We start from the raw sequence: 15,229 nt of genomic DNA, 5'->3' as shown, positions 1-15,229 counted from the left end.
GCGTCGACATATGACCGAACTACTCGATGAAGTCCTCACCGCACATGGCGGAGTCGAACGTTGGCAGTCTGTTTCAGCGATCACGGCACGGGGACGTTTGGGCGGTCTGCTGCCTCAGCGCTTCCCCGGCAACAAGCTGGCGAAGTTCACGGTCGAGGTTGAAGTCGCCGAGCAACGCACTGTCCTCCAAGACTTTCCGCGTGTCGGCGAGTGCGCTGTGTTCGACAAGGGCGTCGTGCGGATCGAAACTCGTGACGGCGAAGAACTCGGGAGGCGAACCGACCCACGTCCAGAGTTTTTCGGGTTGAGTGGAGTCCGGCGCAACCTCCACTGGGACGCGCTCGACACCGCTTACTTTGCCGGCTACGCCTTTTGGAACTATCTGAACGCACCGCTGCTGCTCGCCCGCGACGACATCACTGTCACCGAAGCCGAACCTTGGCAGGAATCCGGGCAGCAATGGCGACGACTACAAGCAACATTTGCGCCAGAAATCGACACCCATTGCCGGCAGCAGACCTTCTATGTCGACAACGGTGGCCTCATCCGCCGTCACGACTTCGTCGCCGAACCGGTAGGCAGCTGGGCGAAAGCTGCTCTCTACTGTGACCATCACCGTCAGTTCGACGGTCTCACCTTTCCCACTCGACGGCGCGTTCTCCCGCGGGGCCCAGGCAGTCGCGTTCTCTCGCGGCCGACCCTCCTGGCGCTCGACTTCGACGACATCGAGATCAAGCGATGAACATCAGTTCTCGGTTACCGGTTGTCGAGTGTGAACAAACGGAACACGGTCCGCATGCACAGAACGACGCCGACGAAGCCCAGTACCGCACTCGCGAGTGCATAGCCCGACAGCTGAGGTGTGAGTTGTGGTCCGCCAGGTACGAACAGCAGGATCGCCGCGACGATCAGCGCGGTCACTCCCGCCGCCATACCCAGGGCGTTGTTCGCCGACCGTCGTAGCCATCGCCTGTCGTCGGGGTGTGCAACCGAGCGAGTGCGAAGTGTGAAGCTTCCCGACGCGATCGAGGTCGCGATCTGATCGAGCTGACCAGGCAGGCGCCTGACCACCGCGGTTGTGACCGCCGTCGTCGACAGGATTGCCTGCGCGGCTGCAGTCGGGCTGGCGACATGGGTCAACAGTCGGGGTACTTCGGCCCGAACAGCAGCGACGAGGTCGATCTGCGGATCCAGGAGCCGCAGGGCGCGCTCCAAGGACGCGAGCGAACGGAAAGCGGCGGCGACGTCTCCCGGCACTCCGATTCGGTGTTCGCGAAGCACAGTGAACATTCGCGCGAACGATGCCATGGAAACATTGGGTTGGACACTGAGCAGGGTGATCTCTCGGCCCACCTGGTGACGTAGTGCTCCGCGATCAACTTCGGGCGGCACGTCGAATGCCATCAGCATCGCGTCGACTGTCGCCACCGGATCACCTGCGAGGGCAGCGTTGAGGAGCACGGCGAACAAGATCCGTGTCTCGCCGTCCAGAACCCCTACTGCGCCGAAGTCGAGGAGCCCGATCCGGCCGTCATCGAGGATCATGATGTTGCCGGGGTGCAGGTCCGCGTGAAACACGCCGTGGACAAAGATCCCGTCGAGCAACGACGCAAGAAGTTCGTTGGCGATGCTGCTGCGGGTGTCGCGGTCGAGGCCGGTGAGCGCCGACTCACCGTCGGAGAGCGGTGTGCCGTGAAGACGTTCCATCACGAGCACCCGTCCGCTACTGAGGTTGGGGTAGATATGCGGAACGACGATATCCGGGCGGTTCGACATGGTGGAAGCAATCGCGCCGGTATTCGCTGCTTCGGTGCGGTAGTCGAGTTCCTCGAGCAGTGACGTGACGAGGCCCCCGGCGAGTCGGTGAACGCCGATATCGCGTGCCCAGGGAAAACGGGTCTCCGCGCGGGATGACACGCGAAGGAAGATATCGCAATCCACGCTCACTTGTGCGCTCGCCTCGGGGCGTTGAACCTTCACCACAACGTCGACGCCTTCAACGGTGCGCGCGGAATGTACCTGTGCGACAGAGGCGGCGGCGAACGGCTCCACATCGAACCATGCGAACACCGACTCTGGTGCGTCGCCGAGTTCCGATGCCAGTAGCTTCGCAATGCGGACTGGATCAGCCGGTCGTGCCGAACTTTGCAGAGACGAGAGAGTGCGAGCCAACTCGGGTGGTATGAGGTCGTCTCGCGTGCCGAGGATCTGTCCCAGCTTGACGAAAGTGACACCGCACCGGTTGATTACTTCCACCAGCGCGTCCCCGAACTGAGGCGCTGATGGCCCAGCACGGAGAGCGGGCCCGCCTCCCGCTCGCACGACGATGCCCATGATCTGGACGTATCGCTTGGTTCGTCGCCACGATTTGCGGCTGCGCTGCAATGCTTCTGGCGGTCCGGGGATGGACCCTGTTGGAAGGACAACTTCGAGGAAAACCAATGCGGCCAGGCATGCTGCGAACACCCAGAGCGCGACAACTCCGAAGAATATGAGCGCTGTTCCTACGCTCACCAGAAGTTGATCGTCCTGGCTGGCAATTCCTGCAAGTGTTGCGACGTATCCCGACAGTGGAACCCCCACCGAGAGTGCTATCACCGCGACCGCAAGGGTTCGCGGCCATCCGACTCTCGTCCCCAGCGTTCGTCGCATCACGCCCGCCAGTGCTGCTGCAAGAAATGGCGTCGTGACGATCCAGACCATCAAGTCCATTGCGATAGCGTACGGGTTCGCAATCTGCGATACATCCAGGAAAACCCCGAGCCCACCCCGACTGCCGGGTAACAAGCCCGACAGTGCCCAAGCGTCGAACATGCTTGGGCACTTCGGTGTTCATTCGCTCCGATGTCGACTCGTCCTGATCGACCGTCCAAAACTGCGTTCACTGACCATCCGCGAGGCCGAACTGCGCATCATGCTCGTCAGCGATGTCCCGGCCACCTTTCGCGAGGAGCAGTACAGCCGAAGAACAGGCTGCGATGGACGCCGAGCAGAAGTGAGACCGAGTGGACTCCATTAAAGAATGGGGCCGCCGGTGAACAGGTTGACGAGACTCACCGCGAAGAACTGGACGATCGCTATGGCGGTGGCAAACGGGTCGCCCGCATACGTAGCTTGGTTGACCCATTCGTTGAATGCGTTGATCGAACCCATTGTGATTCCTCCTGAGTAGTGATGGCGTGACTGATTGAAACTGGTGGTGCGACACTCGACACGAGGGACGTCAGTACGGACCCAGCGCAGTTGGGCATATGAGGCCACGAAAGGTCAGTGACGAGCGCCGACAGTACGCTGCGGTTGCGGCCCTCTGTGTTTCGAATGTAGTTCCCCGACTTAGGAATACCGTGAAGGACGGGCGGATTCGGTTACGAGTATCCCGCGACAGACGACATCGTCAATATTATGATGTCGGCAACAAGCGCGACGACGGCACCAATCGGATTCTGGACAATCCACGAAATTACTTCAGTCATGTTCTCGGTCCTTCCTTAGCGTAAGACGCGTGATCGAATACTCGACCAGCTATTGCAGTACCCGGCCCCGTTCGGCGAATTAAGCCTTTGCCGAAAATGATTGGCGCAAACAGATAGATCGCACATCGGGGCGTTGAATCAACTCGCCCAATCGTTGCACCTCTATGCTCGGGGTTCGATTCGTTACCAACATCTTTCGGAGAAGGGGTGATCAGTCCCATCAGCGATCGGTACCCGGCGTGCGAAACCCTTTTCCGTAAACACCTGCCCAGCAACGTCGTAACGTCAGAAGTGGCAGTTGGCGAGGCCGACCGTCTTCTCGAGATCGTGGCGAGTTTTGCTGGGCAGATGTGACACTACCTCGCGGTCTCGCCGGATCAGTCTTCCTTTCGGACATCGATGGCTGTTCTTCGTGTGGTTGTTACACAATCGACGGAATCGCTGTTGGGGGTGGCGATGCGCAGCTATTTCCCCTGCGAATCTTCAGGAATTGCCTGCGACACCCGTGGATACGGATCCTCGATCTCCACCGAGCGCAATTCCGTGTGCCGACAAACATCGCAGTGCTTCCGACCGGATCGATGCACCCAGAACCAATCGCCGTCACGCACAAAGGGCCAGACGGTTCTGGGAAAGACCCAAGCGCTCCTGCAGTTCCCGGCGATCTGTTGCGCCAGTTCGAGTTCACACTTGATCTAACTGGTCGACGCATAGTGGTGTACCGGTAGCCAAAAGAGTCTCGCCGGTCGGTTAGTGTTGACGGTGAGATACGACGCGGAGGTGGCTGTGAGAATCTGGAACTGGTTGATGCTCAAAATTTCAGCAATCGGTGGGTCGCCGAAGTTTCGGAAGATAGTCGACAGTCCGATTTGGGCGGGCGCCAATGACCGCAAGCTCTGACTGAGCGGGCGGCAGATTCTCCAATTTGCAATTGCCGACCTGCGACTGCGAGCACGCTCACGGCCTGCTGCGACGGCGACGCGACTGTCGACCTGAATTTATCCGCAATCGATATGGGAGGGCTTGTGGGAGTCTGGGGTCCGGGAAACTTTGACAGTGACACCGTCGCGGATGGGTTGGGGGCCCTGACCGGTCGAATCGTGGACGACATCACTGCCGAGTTCGAAGACGATTCGAGTCTGGAGCCGGATGAATGGGGCGGGGAGATGGTGCCGGCGTGGCTCGAGATCCTCACCGATATTGCCCAGACGAAACGAGTCGGTGTGACCTTTCCATCGACGCAAGTGCTGATCGACTGGCGCGATCGATATCTGCGCGTGTGGGATGGCTACATTGACGAACTCGAACCGGACGAGGATCACAAGGTCGCTCGACGTGCAGTGCTCGTCCATACCTTCGAACAGGCGGTCGCCCTCGCAGCCGAGCGCGAACAGGCATAAACCTGGTGCGGCCGCGCTACTGACCATAGATCCGTCAGGTCCCCGGTGGAACGACGGTGAACGTGAACCCTCCGGAAGTCATTGCGTTGGCTTCTTCGAACATCGAACAGAGAGCTTCGGCGGCGTCGGTCGCCAATGCTCGGGCAGCGCTGGGGGTTCGACCTCGGGCCGTCACCGCGAGCCCAGGTATGTCCGCATCTGTGATCGTCAGATCGGACTCGTAGTCGGAAGCACTGCCACCGAGTATCTGCGCGAGGAGATGGTCTTCGTCCACCACAGACCTCCCGCCACGACCAAAACGGCGGCGGCAACGGCCACCATTACCCGACCGCGGTGGTCGGAGAGGAATGTTCTCCTCTGTCAGTTGTACCGCCTTGGCCAGCTGATTGACCGGCTTCATCACCACCTTGTCGGCGGCTGGTCCGCGAGATCACGTCCGCTTCGCGTCGTCATGATTGCGGACGAACTTCATGAGTCGGGGAATCACCCGATCGGGTATGTGTCCCAGGATTCCGTGGCCGGTTCCGGCATAGATCTCCACTTCGGCTTCAGGTACAAGATCAGCTAACCTCGCGGCCACCTGCTCGGGGTTGGAGACCACCGTCTCAGCGCCGGAGATTACGAGCATTGGGACCGAGATCGACTGCACTTCTGCATCCTTGAGCATTCGTGCCCACCCGACACCGGGCCGGTAGTTCAATGCCTCTGTAACCAAAGCGAACTCGCGATCGCCGATGACGTACCCGGGGGACAGCCAATCGTTGAGCTTGCGAATATTTTTGTCGGTGCGGCGCATACCGGCGCGGATCATCTTCAGCAGCACACGCCACGAGGGCTTGTCGAAGACTCCACCCGGTTCGATTAGGGTCACACTCGCCAGTCGTTCAGGGGCGTGAAGTGCTACTAGAACGGCGTGCCACGCACCATGCGAGTAGCCGACCAGGTGGACGCGATCGACCCCGAGTTCGTTCAATACCTCGCCCACCCAGGTGGCGAAGTCGGATTCCCCGGTCAATGGAGCGGTCTGCACACTGCGGCCTGCAGTACCGATCGTGTCCAGCGCATAAACGACTCGGTCTCGGCACAGGTCCTCGATGACGATGTGCCATTGCAGACAATTGGCGCCGACTGCGTGCAGCAGGACGATCGGCGTCTCCGTGCCGGTCCCCGACCTACGGACATGGGTAGTTCCGAACGATGTCGGCACGTCGAGTTGTGTCGACGGAACCGGCCAGGTGCCCTCCAGTTCTCGGTAGATGCTCTCGTACGCCTGCTTTGATGCCTCGTTCTTGAATCGTCCGATCTTCGGCATGAGCCTCCCTCTCGCTGCTTTCAATTTTGATGGTATGACCGTATCACTAATGCGGTACGTGCGTATCATTAACGAGTCAAAGTCATCCATTCGAAAGGGGAAGGACAGCCTCATGCCGCGACTGGTCGACCATGAAGTGAGGCAACGGGAGATCACCGATGCGGTGCGGCGAGTGATTGTCGACGGTGGACTCGCGGCGGTGACATTTCAGTCCGTTGCTGCCGAGGCAGGGATTTCGGTGCGACTCGTGCAGTACTACTTCGGCACGAAGCGGGAATTCCTTCTCGCGACGCATCAAGCTGTGCGTCAGGATGCGGGTGCTCGCTTGATGCAGGAGTTGTCTGTTCTTGGCGCGGAAGCGACACCCCGCGAGGTTATTTCAGCGTTCCTTGTTGGCATGCTCCCGCTCGATCGACAACGTCGGGAGGAAGCGATTGTTCTCGGCGCCTTCCACGCTGCCGCACTGACCGGACAAGGAATCGCCGCCGAGGAAACCCTCACTGCGCCAAGAGAGTTGACAGCGCTCATTTCCGGCCAGCTTCAACGAGTGACCAATCGGGACGCGGTTGCGCCGTCAATGGATCCCGACCTCGACGCCGAGCTCATTCTGGCGGCTGTCGCCGGGCTCGCCCAGGGGATGCTTCCCGGCTACGGCACAGCAGAATTGGCGGTGCAGTTGGTTGAGCGTCTCCTCGATCGCATTCTCGGGCCGACGAGACCTCAGGCCACGAATCAACCCGAAGTCGGCCGCCGTTAGTATTCCGGGATGTCTCCTGTGAACCCAGCGCTCGCCGGCCGGGTGTTTCCCTCGTCTTCGTACCTTGTCGGGCGCGAGAAGATTCGCGAGTTCGCTCTGGCGGTGCGTTCGAGCAATCCCTTGCATCATGATGTCGGTGTCGCCAGGGAGGCCGGGTTCGTCGATGTCATCGCGCCGACAACGTTCACAACCGTTGTCCAGCAACGAGCGATCATGGCACTGCTGCGTACGCCGGATACCGGGCTCGATCCGACTCGTGTGGTCCATACTTCCGAGAAGATCGAGCATCAGCGTCCGATAGTCGCTGGCGATGACCTGTCTACGACACTGACGATTACAGGGGTGACAGTGCGAGCAGGCAGTGCGATCCTGTCGACAGTTTCCGAGATCCACGACGTGACCGACGCTTTGGTAGCAACGGTCACCTCGACGCTACTGGCGCGAGGAGAAGGCGCATGACCGTACCCGTCGTGCCGGTTTTCGAAAACCTCGTCCTTGGTGACATCGTCGCGAAGGTTGATCTGGTCCTCACTCGTGATGACCTAGTTCGCTACGCCGGTGCCTCCGGCGACATGAACCCGATCCATTTCAACGACGCAATCGCTACCGCGGCTGGGCTACCGGGAGTTCTGGCTCACGGAATGCTCACTGCCGGAATTGCTTTGCAGGCCATCGTCGACTGGTTTGGTGACCCGAGCGGTGTGATCTCGTATGAAACTCGCTTTACTCGGCCCGTCGTAGTCGATGCCGTCGATGGTGCTGATCTCTCCATCACTGCGAAGATCGCGCGGATCGACGCCACGATGCGGACAACGCGGATCGATGTCACAGTCACGCACAAGGGCCAGACGGTTCTGGGAAAGACCCAGGCGCACCTTCAGTTCCCGGGCGCCTGACAGGTTTTGAGTGCTGTCACTGGTCACATCGGGACCTACGCATCCGGGCGGGAGATCAACTGCATTGTGGCACAGCACTACCGGAAAGACACCAACAGCTCGTCCGACGCTTGCATCGGTGCGTATCCGTCGGCGATGACGCGCCGACAGCCGTCGATCTCGACGGTGAGTAATCGTTCCTCGTTCGTAGGACGGTCCACGTAGATCGTCGACGCCACCTCGGTGGCCACCGCGTCACAGTCGGGAGCGGGTGGAAGTCCGTCGAAGGTTTCCGTCGTAGACGATGTGCCTACGAATTCGGTGGAGGAGAATCGGCAGAAAACGCTGCCCGCCGACAGCGATGTCAGCGCCGTTGTACCTGTCGTGGCTGGTCGGTAGGTCGGCGTGCAATGCGACAGTTCGTAGATCTGATCGTCGGACAACGCTATTCGGTGTTCGGTACTGCCGACCGGTGTCAGTTCCTTGATGGCGGCCAGGCCACCGGGTTTCGGTAGTCCACACGAATCGGAGGGATACCCCGGCCGAGTTGCTCGGTCTCGATCGTCGACCAACCAGAATTGCTCCAGGACAGCCAGGCTGTAGTTGTCACCGCAGCCTTCGGGGAACCAAGTCTTGTGCGCGGACGAGCGGTTCAGCATTTCCACCGCCCGACTGAAATCGCCCTCCCAACGATGAGCAGAGAAGCTGACGGTTCGGTCGGCTGCCACGTTGTCGCTGACAAACGGGTCGCACGTGACGGCGGCGACGGGTACGAAATCGTCTGGAACTGTCGCAGTTGGTGTCGTCTGGAGCGGGCCGATCGGATACGGGGTCGCGCACCCCAGCGTCTCGGCGTCGACTATTGCGGCAACAGGACGGTCGGGGATGGTCACGTGCCAAATGCCGGCAACAGCGAGGATGACGATCACGACTGCGAACCAACGCCAGAGCATGAGCACACCGTATCGGTCCCGATGTGCGCCGAGGCTTAGTCCTCCGTTTACCGCCGAAGTCCTCGCATCCAAATTGAGTGGATCCACGTTGCGGCTCGCAGATATGGTCCACTGGTGACGCATCCGAATGGTCGAAACGACAGTCCGATCCTGGTGATTGGTGCCGGCATCGTCGGCGCGTCGATCGCGTATCACCTGGCGCGCGTTGGTCTCCGAGTCACCGTGCTGGAGCACGGCTCGGTGGCGGGAGGGGTGACCGGCAACTCCTTTGCCTGGGTCGGCCTCTCGAAGAGTGCCGCAGAAACTTACTCAGATCCGTTCCGGCAAGGCGCTGCAGTAGAATTCGACCGCCTGGAGCGCGAACTCGTCGAGCCAATCGGTTTGCGCCGCAGAGGCGCGATCACCTGGGAAGAGACGGAAGGGGAGACTCGAGCGTTCGTAGATGCTCATCGAGCACTCGGCCATCCCGTCGACCTCATCGGTAAAGAGGAGATCCTTGCTCGTGAGCCGGGATTGCGGACGACCCCCTCGGTCGCAGCGTACGCGCCTGATGACGGTGGCGTTGACCCGGTTGCGTTCGCTCGATCGCTCCTGCGAGGTGCCGAAGAGTACGGTGCCACAGTGTATTCCGATGTCAGTGTGCTCGGGGTGCTCGCGGAGGGCATGAGAGTGTGCGGAGTAATGACTGCCGACGGTCCCGTCTACGGATCGGCCACCGTGCTCGCTGCGGGTACCGCGATTCCTGGACTCGCGGCGTCGGCGGGAGTGGACGTCGAGGTCGACGCCTCCCCGTGTTGTCTCATCAGATTCTCGACGCCCCACCCATTGGTGAACGGAATACTCTCCTCTCCGGATTTCGAGATCCGGCAATTGGACGACACGACACTGATTGCGGCTGAAGATGTTCCGGTCGGGTTCTCCGGAGATGTTCGTGAGCTTGCGGGGCCGACGCTGAACGCGATCCGCAGTCAGCTCGAGGACGGTGACCAAGTGGAACTGATCGAGGCGGTAGTCGCTGACCGTCCCATCCCGCGTGGTGGCCGCCCGCTGCTGGGCTTCGCCGAAGGCGTGTCGGGGCTCTATCTGGCCGCGACGCATCCGGCGATCATTCTGGCCGGAGCAATTGGAGCCCACGTGGCCGGGGACTTCGCCCGAGCGGCAGAACTCTAGCTTGCCGCGAAGGTCTGAGTATCGGCATGATTCTGTGATGACAAAGTCCTTTGCGGCGAGTAGCCAAATGGTTGATTTTTGCTGACCGCCTCGCCAGGATTTAGAAAACCCAAAAGAGGGATGCCGTGACATCCTGATCGAAGTGGATTCGATCGCGCCGGGCGATCCGTCCGCGATGACGCTGGGGGGTAAGCAGGATCAGCAAACTCGGAACCACGGTCCTGCCCTCGGGGGACGTATCGAAGCCGCCCGTGGGGTTCGCACTTTCGCAGCGAATGCACTTACATACTGACGGGATCCCGCGAATACTTTCTAGTTGGCACGGTCGGGCTGTATACGCTGTTTGGGTCGCGCAAATGATTGGAGGTGGAATCTGCGTGCTGCTTGCCGTCTAGCTTCCAAAGCTTCCGGTGTTAATGCTTCCTGTCCCATTTTTTCTAATTGTTATTGTCTTGGTCGAATAAGCGGTATCTGTGCCGTCCTCCAGAGATGTACACCCTACCGCAATCACAAATTTTCCTGGTAACGGAAATTCAATCTCCATGGTTGATTCATTCGAATTGGTGAAAATGAACTGAGGATCCGGTGTCGTCAACGCCTGATCGTTGAAGGATTCTGCCTTCTCGGAAGAATCTAAATCGGCCTCGCTGTACCTGGCGCCGTCCCATGCAACCATTGCGCAGGGAAGATTTTCTGGGATCTCTAAAATTCTTGCAGTCACGGTGGAGCCGGATTCTTTGATTTCAATGGTCGGCCCGGCAGCTCTGGCCGATGAGGCGAAGAAGATGCATATGTATGTAGCCAGTGCAACCGAAGCGAGCCCGACGCCCCGCCCCAAGTTTCTTCTAATAGACATCATGGTTTACCTCAATCTGGTTTGTGAGTGCGGGAATCAATCGAATCGATTGTCGATAGCTTGGCGCAAGATGGAACTGCCGGCGTAAGAGGTAAGGTGTAGATTTACCTGTCTGTATAGATCGACTCCTGCAACGACGGACCAGAAAGCGGAACAAGCTTTACTGAGTAATGCAGTGCACCACCAGGGAGGTTTGACGGTGTTCAAGTGAGGTGCGCAGACTATGTCTCCGTCAACGCAAACATTTACCGCGTTAATGTCGAGCGGTGCCAGGGGGACGAATTTGGTTCCACTCATCGGAGGAAATGTAAAGCCGATTCCTTTGGAGTTTGCTCTGGCATTTCCGACCGGTATCGTGCGGTCGTTGGAGTGCCGGTCACCGTTACCGATGAGAATATTGGCAGAGAAAAAGACAGGATGGTTCTTGTTTGGCTCTTGGAGGACTCGATTGATAACCATTGCTCCTTGGGAATATCCGATGAGAACTAGTTGCTTTCCTTTGCATCCGGGCCACGTTTCAAAAGTGTTAATTGATTTCCGGATATCGCTAACACCCTGGGCTAGTCCATCGAAATAGTAACTTTTCCCCGTTAGTGTGAGGGCCAACGATTGGACTTCTTGAGCAGGATACGTGACGGGTATTGCGGCAATGGAGGTGTTGCGCTTGGCTAACTTGTCGGTAAGATATTGATAGGCGGAATAGACCACACTACCCAAGCCGCCGAACTGCCCATCCGACGGGTCTCCTGACCCTCTTGCTCCTATAAGTACATAGTCTGCCGAAGAACATGCTTGTTGAACCGTTAGCTGCACGGGTTTTGGTGTAACGGCACGTGCGGTCGGTGCTGTAATTAACGAACCGAAGAATATTGCGGTTAAAGTTAGTAAAACAGTTAATTGTCGCGAGTGGAATGAGTTTGCCTGCACGGTCCGCCTCAGTAGAAGCATTTCAGTTTCCCTTGGTCTATTTACATTTCCAACTGTCGGTCATGGTAGGACCATCTGGGGCAATCATCAACGGAATTCTGCAGATTCATCCGAACAGATGACACCTCTTCGCCACAAGCAGAAGGCGCCATGTGGGAATTCCGGATCACGCACCCTCGTTTCTGAGAAGTTCGTAGGGCTTCGAAGCGACCTATGGGGAGTGCTTCAGTTCCCGGCACCCGTATTTGAAACGTGTCCGTGCTTACTGGTTTGACGCGCAAGAATGAATGGCATCAGTTCTTGAGTGATTGCAGGAGTAAGTTTGCTGTTCTTAAGATCTGCCGCTGAAGGTACGCCACCGGTTTCGTCGTACGCGTACAGGGAAACAAGACTAGGAGCGCTGGCCCTCATGTAGCCCGGCCCTGGTTTGGTTCCGGTCGAGGGAGAGCTCGACGAGGTAGCGCCGATATTGCGGTTCCTAGTTCTCTCTAGGACACGCGCTAGAGAGCGGGATATTCGTCTACCCTGCTTGTACCGTCGATGGGCATGGACCCCGTGCGCAATCCGTATGCCCCCGGTGCCGGTCAACGCCCGCCGGAACTCGCCGGGCGCGACAAGCAGATCGACGCCTTCGACGTCGTTCTCGAGCGAATTGCGCGTGGCCGCCCGGAACGAAGTGTTGTCCTCACCGGATTGCGTGGCGTCGGCAAGACCGTCCTGCTCAATCAGTTGCGTTCGGCCGCGATCTCCCGAAGCTGGGGGACAGGCAAGATCGAGGCGCGCCCCGATCAGGATTTACGACGCCCACTCTCGTCAGCGCTCCACATGGCAGTCCGAGAGATCGCGGTCTCCCATCGCGATCCGGAGCGGGTCGAGCAGTTCCTCGGAGTCCTCAAATCGTTTGCCCTACGCGCCACTGCGGACAAGGGAATGCGCGAGCGCTGGCAGCCAGGCATCGATGCACCCGCGATCAAAGGTCGGGCAGACAGCGGCGACATCGAGATCGACCTCGTCGAGTTGCTGCTCGATGCGTCGTCGCTGGCCAGGGATGTCGGCGTCGGGATCGCCATCTTCATCGACGAGATGCAGGACCTCGGAGCAGCGGATGTCTCGGCGATCTGCGGGGCCTGCCACGAGTTGAGTCAGGACGCGGCACCGCTGATCGTCGTCGGGGCGGGGCTTCCGCATCTGCCTGCTGTGCTGTCGGCGTCGAAAAGCTACTCGGAGCGCCTGTTCAGCTACCACCGGATCGACCGCCTCGAGCGTGAAGCTGCAGATCAGGCGCTGATTGCACCTGCCGAGCGTGAGGACGTCGAGTTCACCGAATCCGCGCTCGACGCTCTGTACGAAGCGGCTGACGGGTACCCGTACTTCGTTCAGGCCTACGGAAAAGCCACGTGGGATGTGGCGGCGTCGAGTCCGATCACGGCAGAAGACGTGCGCGTCGGCGCGCCGACGGCTGAGGAAGAACTCGCTGTCGGTTTCTTCGGATCGCGGTACGAGCGAGCAACGCCCGCGGAGCGTGAGTACATGCGCGCCATGGCCGATCTCGCCGGTGACGACGGGCCCGTCGCAACCGCGAAGATCGCCGTCGAGTTGGGGCGCAAACCGGCTTCCCTGTCGCCGGCACGGGATGGACTGATCAAGAAGGGGCTGATCTATTCGGCAGAACGTGGATCCATCGGATTCACGGTCCCGCACTTCGGCCGATACCTGCGCGGACAAGCGGAGTGAACGCGCTCGAAACCGCGTGGGATCGGGTGGCGGCGCTCAGTCCCAATCCGCCGGTGTGGGTGGTTCAACTGGCCGCGTTGATCGCCGTGATCATCGTTCTCGAACCACACCTGTGGCGGATCGCCCGCAACGTCGTCACCATCGCACACGAGGGCGCTCATCTGATCGTCGCCGTCCTGGTCGGCCGACGGTTGAAAGGTCTTCGCCTGCATTCGGATACGTCGGGTGTCGCGATTTCGTCGGGCAAACCGACCGGCTTCGGCGTCATTCTGATGACGTTCGCGGGGTACGTCGGACCGTCGATTCTCGGACTCGGCGCGGCCGGGTTGTTGGGCGCGCAGCGTGCGGTCTCGGTGCTGTGGATCGGCGTATTCGTCATCGCGGTGATGATGGTCCTGATCCGAAACCTCTACGGAGTCTTCTCACTTGCAGTCGTGGGAGCCGTGTTGTTCGGGCTCGTCTGGTGGGGGACCCAGGAGCAGCAAGTGGCCGCAGCGTACTTCCTGACGCTCTTCCTGCTCTTTGCCGGACCGCGCCCGGTCGTGGAACTTCAACGGCAGCGAATGCGGCGAGGCGGGGCACCGGACTCGGACGCCGACCAATTGGCCAGGCTCTCACCGATACCCGCGATCGTCTGGGTCGGTTTGTTCCTGCTCGTGAACGTCGCGGTGCTCGTGCTCGGCGGATGGTGGATCCTGCGCCCGGTGGGTGGCTGACCGCATTGATCAGTTGTCCTGACGGGACAATGGATCAACGATTGTTGATGCTCCGCGGCCGTAGTCATCGCGTGAAGGCGCTCATATCGTGGAAGTCGACGAGTGGTCGTGCCGGGACTTCCCGCGGCCACATCCGCAGCGACGAAGACCGTCGACGATGACAAGGATTCGTTTTGGACGACAAGAACTTCCGCGGACGAACCGCGATCATGTCCGGGGGAAGCCGTGGCATCGGACTTGCCATCGCCCGTGCGATAGCGCGCCGCGGCGGAAATATCGTGTTGCTCGCCAAGACCGATACGCCGGATCCCAGGCTGCCCGGAACTGTCCACACGGCTGTGGACGAGTTGAACGAGCTCGAGGGTCATGCCGTTCCGGTCGTCGGCGACGTGAGGAACGACGACGACATCGCGCGGGCCGTGGCTGCAGCGGTAGAGCACTTCGGTGGCATCGACATCGTGGTCAACAACGCGAGCGTCCTCGACATCTCGAAAACCGAAGATCTCGCGATGAAGCGATTCGATCTGATGCAGCAGGTCAACGTCCGTGGCACATTCGCGCTCACCCGCGCCTGCCTTCCGTACCTTCAGGTTTCGGCCAACGCGCACGTGTTGACGCTGTCGCCGCCGCTCAACTTTTCGCCGCACTGGTTGGGTGCTCATCCGGGCTACATGCTGGCCAAATACGGAATGACATTGGCGGCCTTGGGCATCGCCGCAGAGTATTCAGGTGCACCGATTTCGAGTAATTGCCTGTGGCCGGAGACCATGATCGCCACGGCCGCTGTCGGAAACCTGCTCGGGGGAGACGACAGTATCGAGCACTCGCGTTCACCCGAGATCATGGCCGATGCGGCTGTCGAGATTCTCGGGCGTCCCGCCGGCACGGATACCGGTCGTACAGTGCTCGACGTCGAGATCTTGCGCGAGGCGGGGATCTCGGATTTCTCGCAGTACGGCGGTCGGTCACCGTTGGCGATCGACATCTTCGTCGACGCTCCAATTTCGTGATCTCGGGCGATCTACAGGTATCTTGCCAAATCGCTAGATACCTGTA

16 protein-coding genes are annotated in these 15,229 nt (G+C 59.8%); 9 read left to right on the top strand and 7 right to left on the bottom strand.

Annotated elements, in window-relative coordinates; genetic code table 11:
* Positions 1-10 precede the first annotated feature (10 nt).
* Entirely contained in the window at positions 11-742 is a 732-nt protein-coding gene (locus ATN38_RS08845; protein WP_042447058.1) for a hypothetical protein, read from the top strand.
* A 14-nt stretch (positions 743-756) separates the two neighbouring features.
* On the opposite strand, the gene ATN38_RS08840 is transcribed toward ATN38_RS08845, so the two are convergent.
* Both ATN38_RS08840 and ATN38_RS08835 read right to left on the bottom strand, forming a co-directional pair.
* Entirely contained in the window at positions 757-2,712 is a 1,956-nt protein-coding gene (locus tag ATN38_RS08840; protein ID WP_238054086.1) for an AarF/ABC1/UbiB kinase family protein, read from the bottom strand.
* Between the two features lie 303 nt (positions 2,713-3,015).
* Positions 3,016-3,153: a hypothetical protein gene (locus ATN38_RS08835; RefSeq protein WP_021345701.1), complete on the bottom strand. Its 138-nt coding sequence runs from the start codon at positions 3,151-3,153 to the stop codon at positions 3,016-3,018.
* A 1,420-nt stretch (positions 3,154-4,573) separates the two neighbouring features.
* Between ATN38_RS08835 and ATN38_RS08830 the strand changes: the two genes are divergently transcribed.
* Positions 4,574-4,873, top strand: a complete 300-nt coding sequence (locus ATN38_RS08830) for a DUF4259 domain-containing protein (RefSeq protein WP_223304584.1) — start codon at positions 4,574-4,576, stop codon at positions 4,871-4,873.
* 34 nt (positions 4,874-4,907) lie between these two features.
* On the opposite strand, the gene ATN38_RS08825 is transcribed toward ATN38_RS08830, so the two are convergent.
* Positions 4,908-5,147, bottom strand: a complete 240-nt coding sequence (locus ATN38_RS08825; RefSeq protein WP_007729961.1) for a hypothetical protein — start codon at positions 5,145-5,147, stop codon at positions 4,908-4,910.
* Between the two features lie 156 nt (positions 5,148-5,303).
* A complete protein-coding gene (locus ATN38_RS08820) occupies positions 5,304-6,185 on the bottom strand; it encodes an alpha/beta fold hydrolase (RefSeq protein WP_007729964.1) in 882 nt (293 codons plus the stop codon).
* A 112-nt stretch (positions 6,186-6,297) separates the two neighbouring features.
* Here ATN38_RS08820 and ATN38_RS08815 point away from each other — a divergent pair, with 112 nt between their 5' ends.
* Genes ATN38_RS08815 through ATN38_RS08805 form a run of 3 tightly spaced genes read left to right on the top strand, consistent with a single transcriptional unit; the run spans position 6,298 to position 7,838 of the window.
* Positions 6,298-6,942 (top strand): TetR/AcrR family transcriptional regulator, encoded by a 645-nt coding sequence (locus ATN38_RS08815; protein WP_007729967.1) that lies wholly within the window; start codon positions 6,298-6,300, stop codon positions 6,940-6,942.
* A 9-nt stretch (positions 6,943-6,951) separates the two neighbouring features.
* On the top strand, positions 6,952-7,401 hold the full coding sequence (locus ATN38_RS08810) for a MaoC family dehydratase N-terminal domain-containing protein (RefSeq protein WP_019745537.1): 450 nt from the start codon (positions 6,952-6,954) through the stop codon (positions 7,399-7,401).
* Positions 7,398-7,838, top strand: coding sequence for a MaoC/PaaZ C-terminal domain-containing protein (locus ATN38_RS08805; protein ID WP_007729969.1), 441 nt, complete (start codon positions 7,398-7,400; stop codon positions 7,836-7,838). The genes ATN38_RS08810 and ATN38_RS08805 overlap by 4 nt, the downstream gene beginning before the upstream one ends.
* Positions 7,839-7,915: 77 nt before the next feature.
* Here ATN38_RS08805 and ATN38_RS08800 read toward each other — a convergent pair whose 3' ends face one another.
* Complete coding sequence (locus tag ATN38_RS08800; RefSeq protein ID WP_054780965.1) at positions 7,916-8,770, bottom strand: hypothetical protein; 855 nt, start codon at positions 8,768-8,770, stop codon at positions 7,916-7,918.
* A 114-nt stretch (positions 8,771-8,884) separates the two neighbouring features.
* Between ATN38_RS08800 and ATN38_RS08795 the strand changes: the two genes are divergently transcribed.
* Complete coding sequence (locus ATN38_RS08795; protein ID WP_007729971.1) at positions 8,885-9,940, top strand: FAD-binding oxidoreductase; 1,056 nt, start codon at positions 8,885-8,887, stop codon at positions 9,938-9,940.
* A gap of 391 nt (positions 9,941-10,331) precedes the next feature.
* Here ATN38_RS08795 and ATN38_RS08790 read toward each other — a convergent pair whose 3' ends face one another.
* On the bottom strand, positions 10,332-10,799 hold the full coding sequence (locus ATN38_RS08790; RefSeq protein WP_128638041.1) for a hypothetical protein: 468 nt from the start codon (positions 10,797-10,799) through the stop codon (positions 10,332-10,334).
* A gap of 33 nt (positions 10,800-10,832) precedes the next feature.
* Positions 10,833-11,723, bottom strand: a complete 891-nt coding sequence (locus ATN38_RS08785; RefSeq protein ID WP_157838969.1) for a cutinase family protein — start codon at positions 11,721-11,723, stop codon at positions 10,833-10,835.
* Positions 11,724-12,269: 546 nt separating this feature from the next.
* Here ATN38_RS08785 and ATN38_RS08780 point away from each other — a divergent pair.
* The 3 genes from ATN38_RS08780 to ATN38_RS08770 all read left to right on the top strand — a co-directional run bounded on the left by ATN38_RS08780 (position 12,270) and on the right by ATN38_RS08770 (position 15,183).
* A complete protein-coding gene (locus ATN38_RS08780; RefSeq protein ID WP_007729973.1) occupies positions 12,270-13,457 on the top strand; it encodes an ATP-binding protein in 1,188 nt (395 codons plus the stop codon).
* Positions 13,454-14,173 (top strand): M50 family metallopeptidase, encoded by a 720-nt coding sequence (locus tag ATN38_RS08775; protein ID WP_007729974.1) that lies wholly within the window; start codon positions 13,454-13,456, stop codon positions 14,171-14,173. The genes ATN38_RS08780 and ATN38_RS08775 overlap by 4 nt, the downstream gene beginning before the upstream one ends.
* Before the next feature lie 173 nt (positions 14,174-14,346).
* Complete coding sequence (locus ATN38_RS08770; RefSeq protein ID WP_218747817.1) at positions 14,347-15,183, top strand: NAD(P)-dependent oxidoreductase; 837 nt, start codon at positions 14,347-14,349, stop codon at positions 15,181-15,183.
* Positions 15,184-15,229 lie beyond the last annotated feature (46 nt).

Origin of the sequence: Rhodococcus sp. FH8, assembly GCF_019266085.1 — a bacterium.
GTDB classification, from domain to species: Bacteria; Actinomycetota; Actinomycetes; order Mycobacteriales; family Mycobacteriaceae; genus Rhodococcus_F; species Rhodococcus_F qingshengii.
The sequence above is the reverse complement of the archived record's forward strand: the minus strand, read 5'-3'. Positions and strand labels throughout refer to the sequence as shown.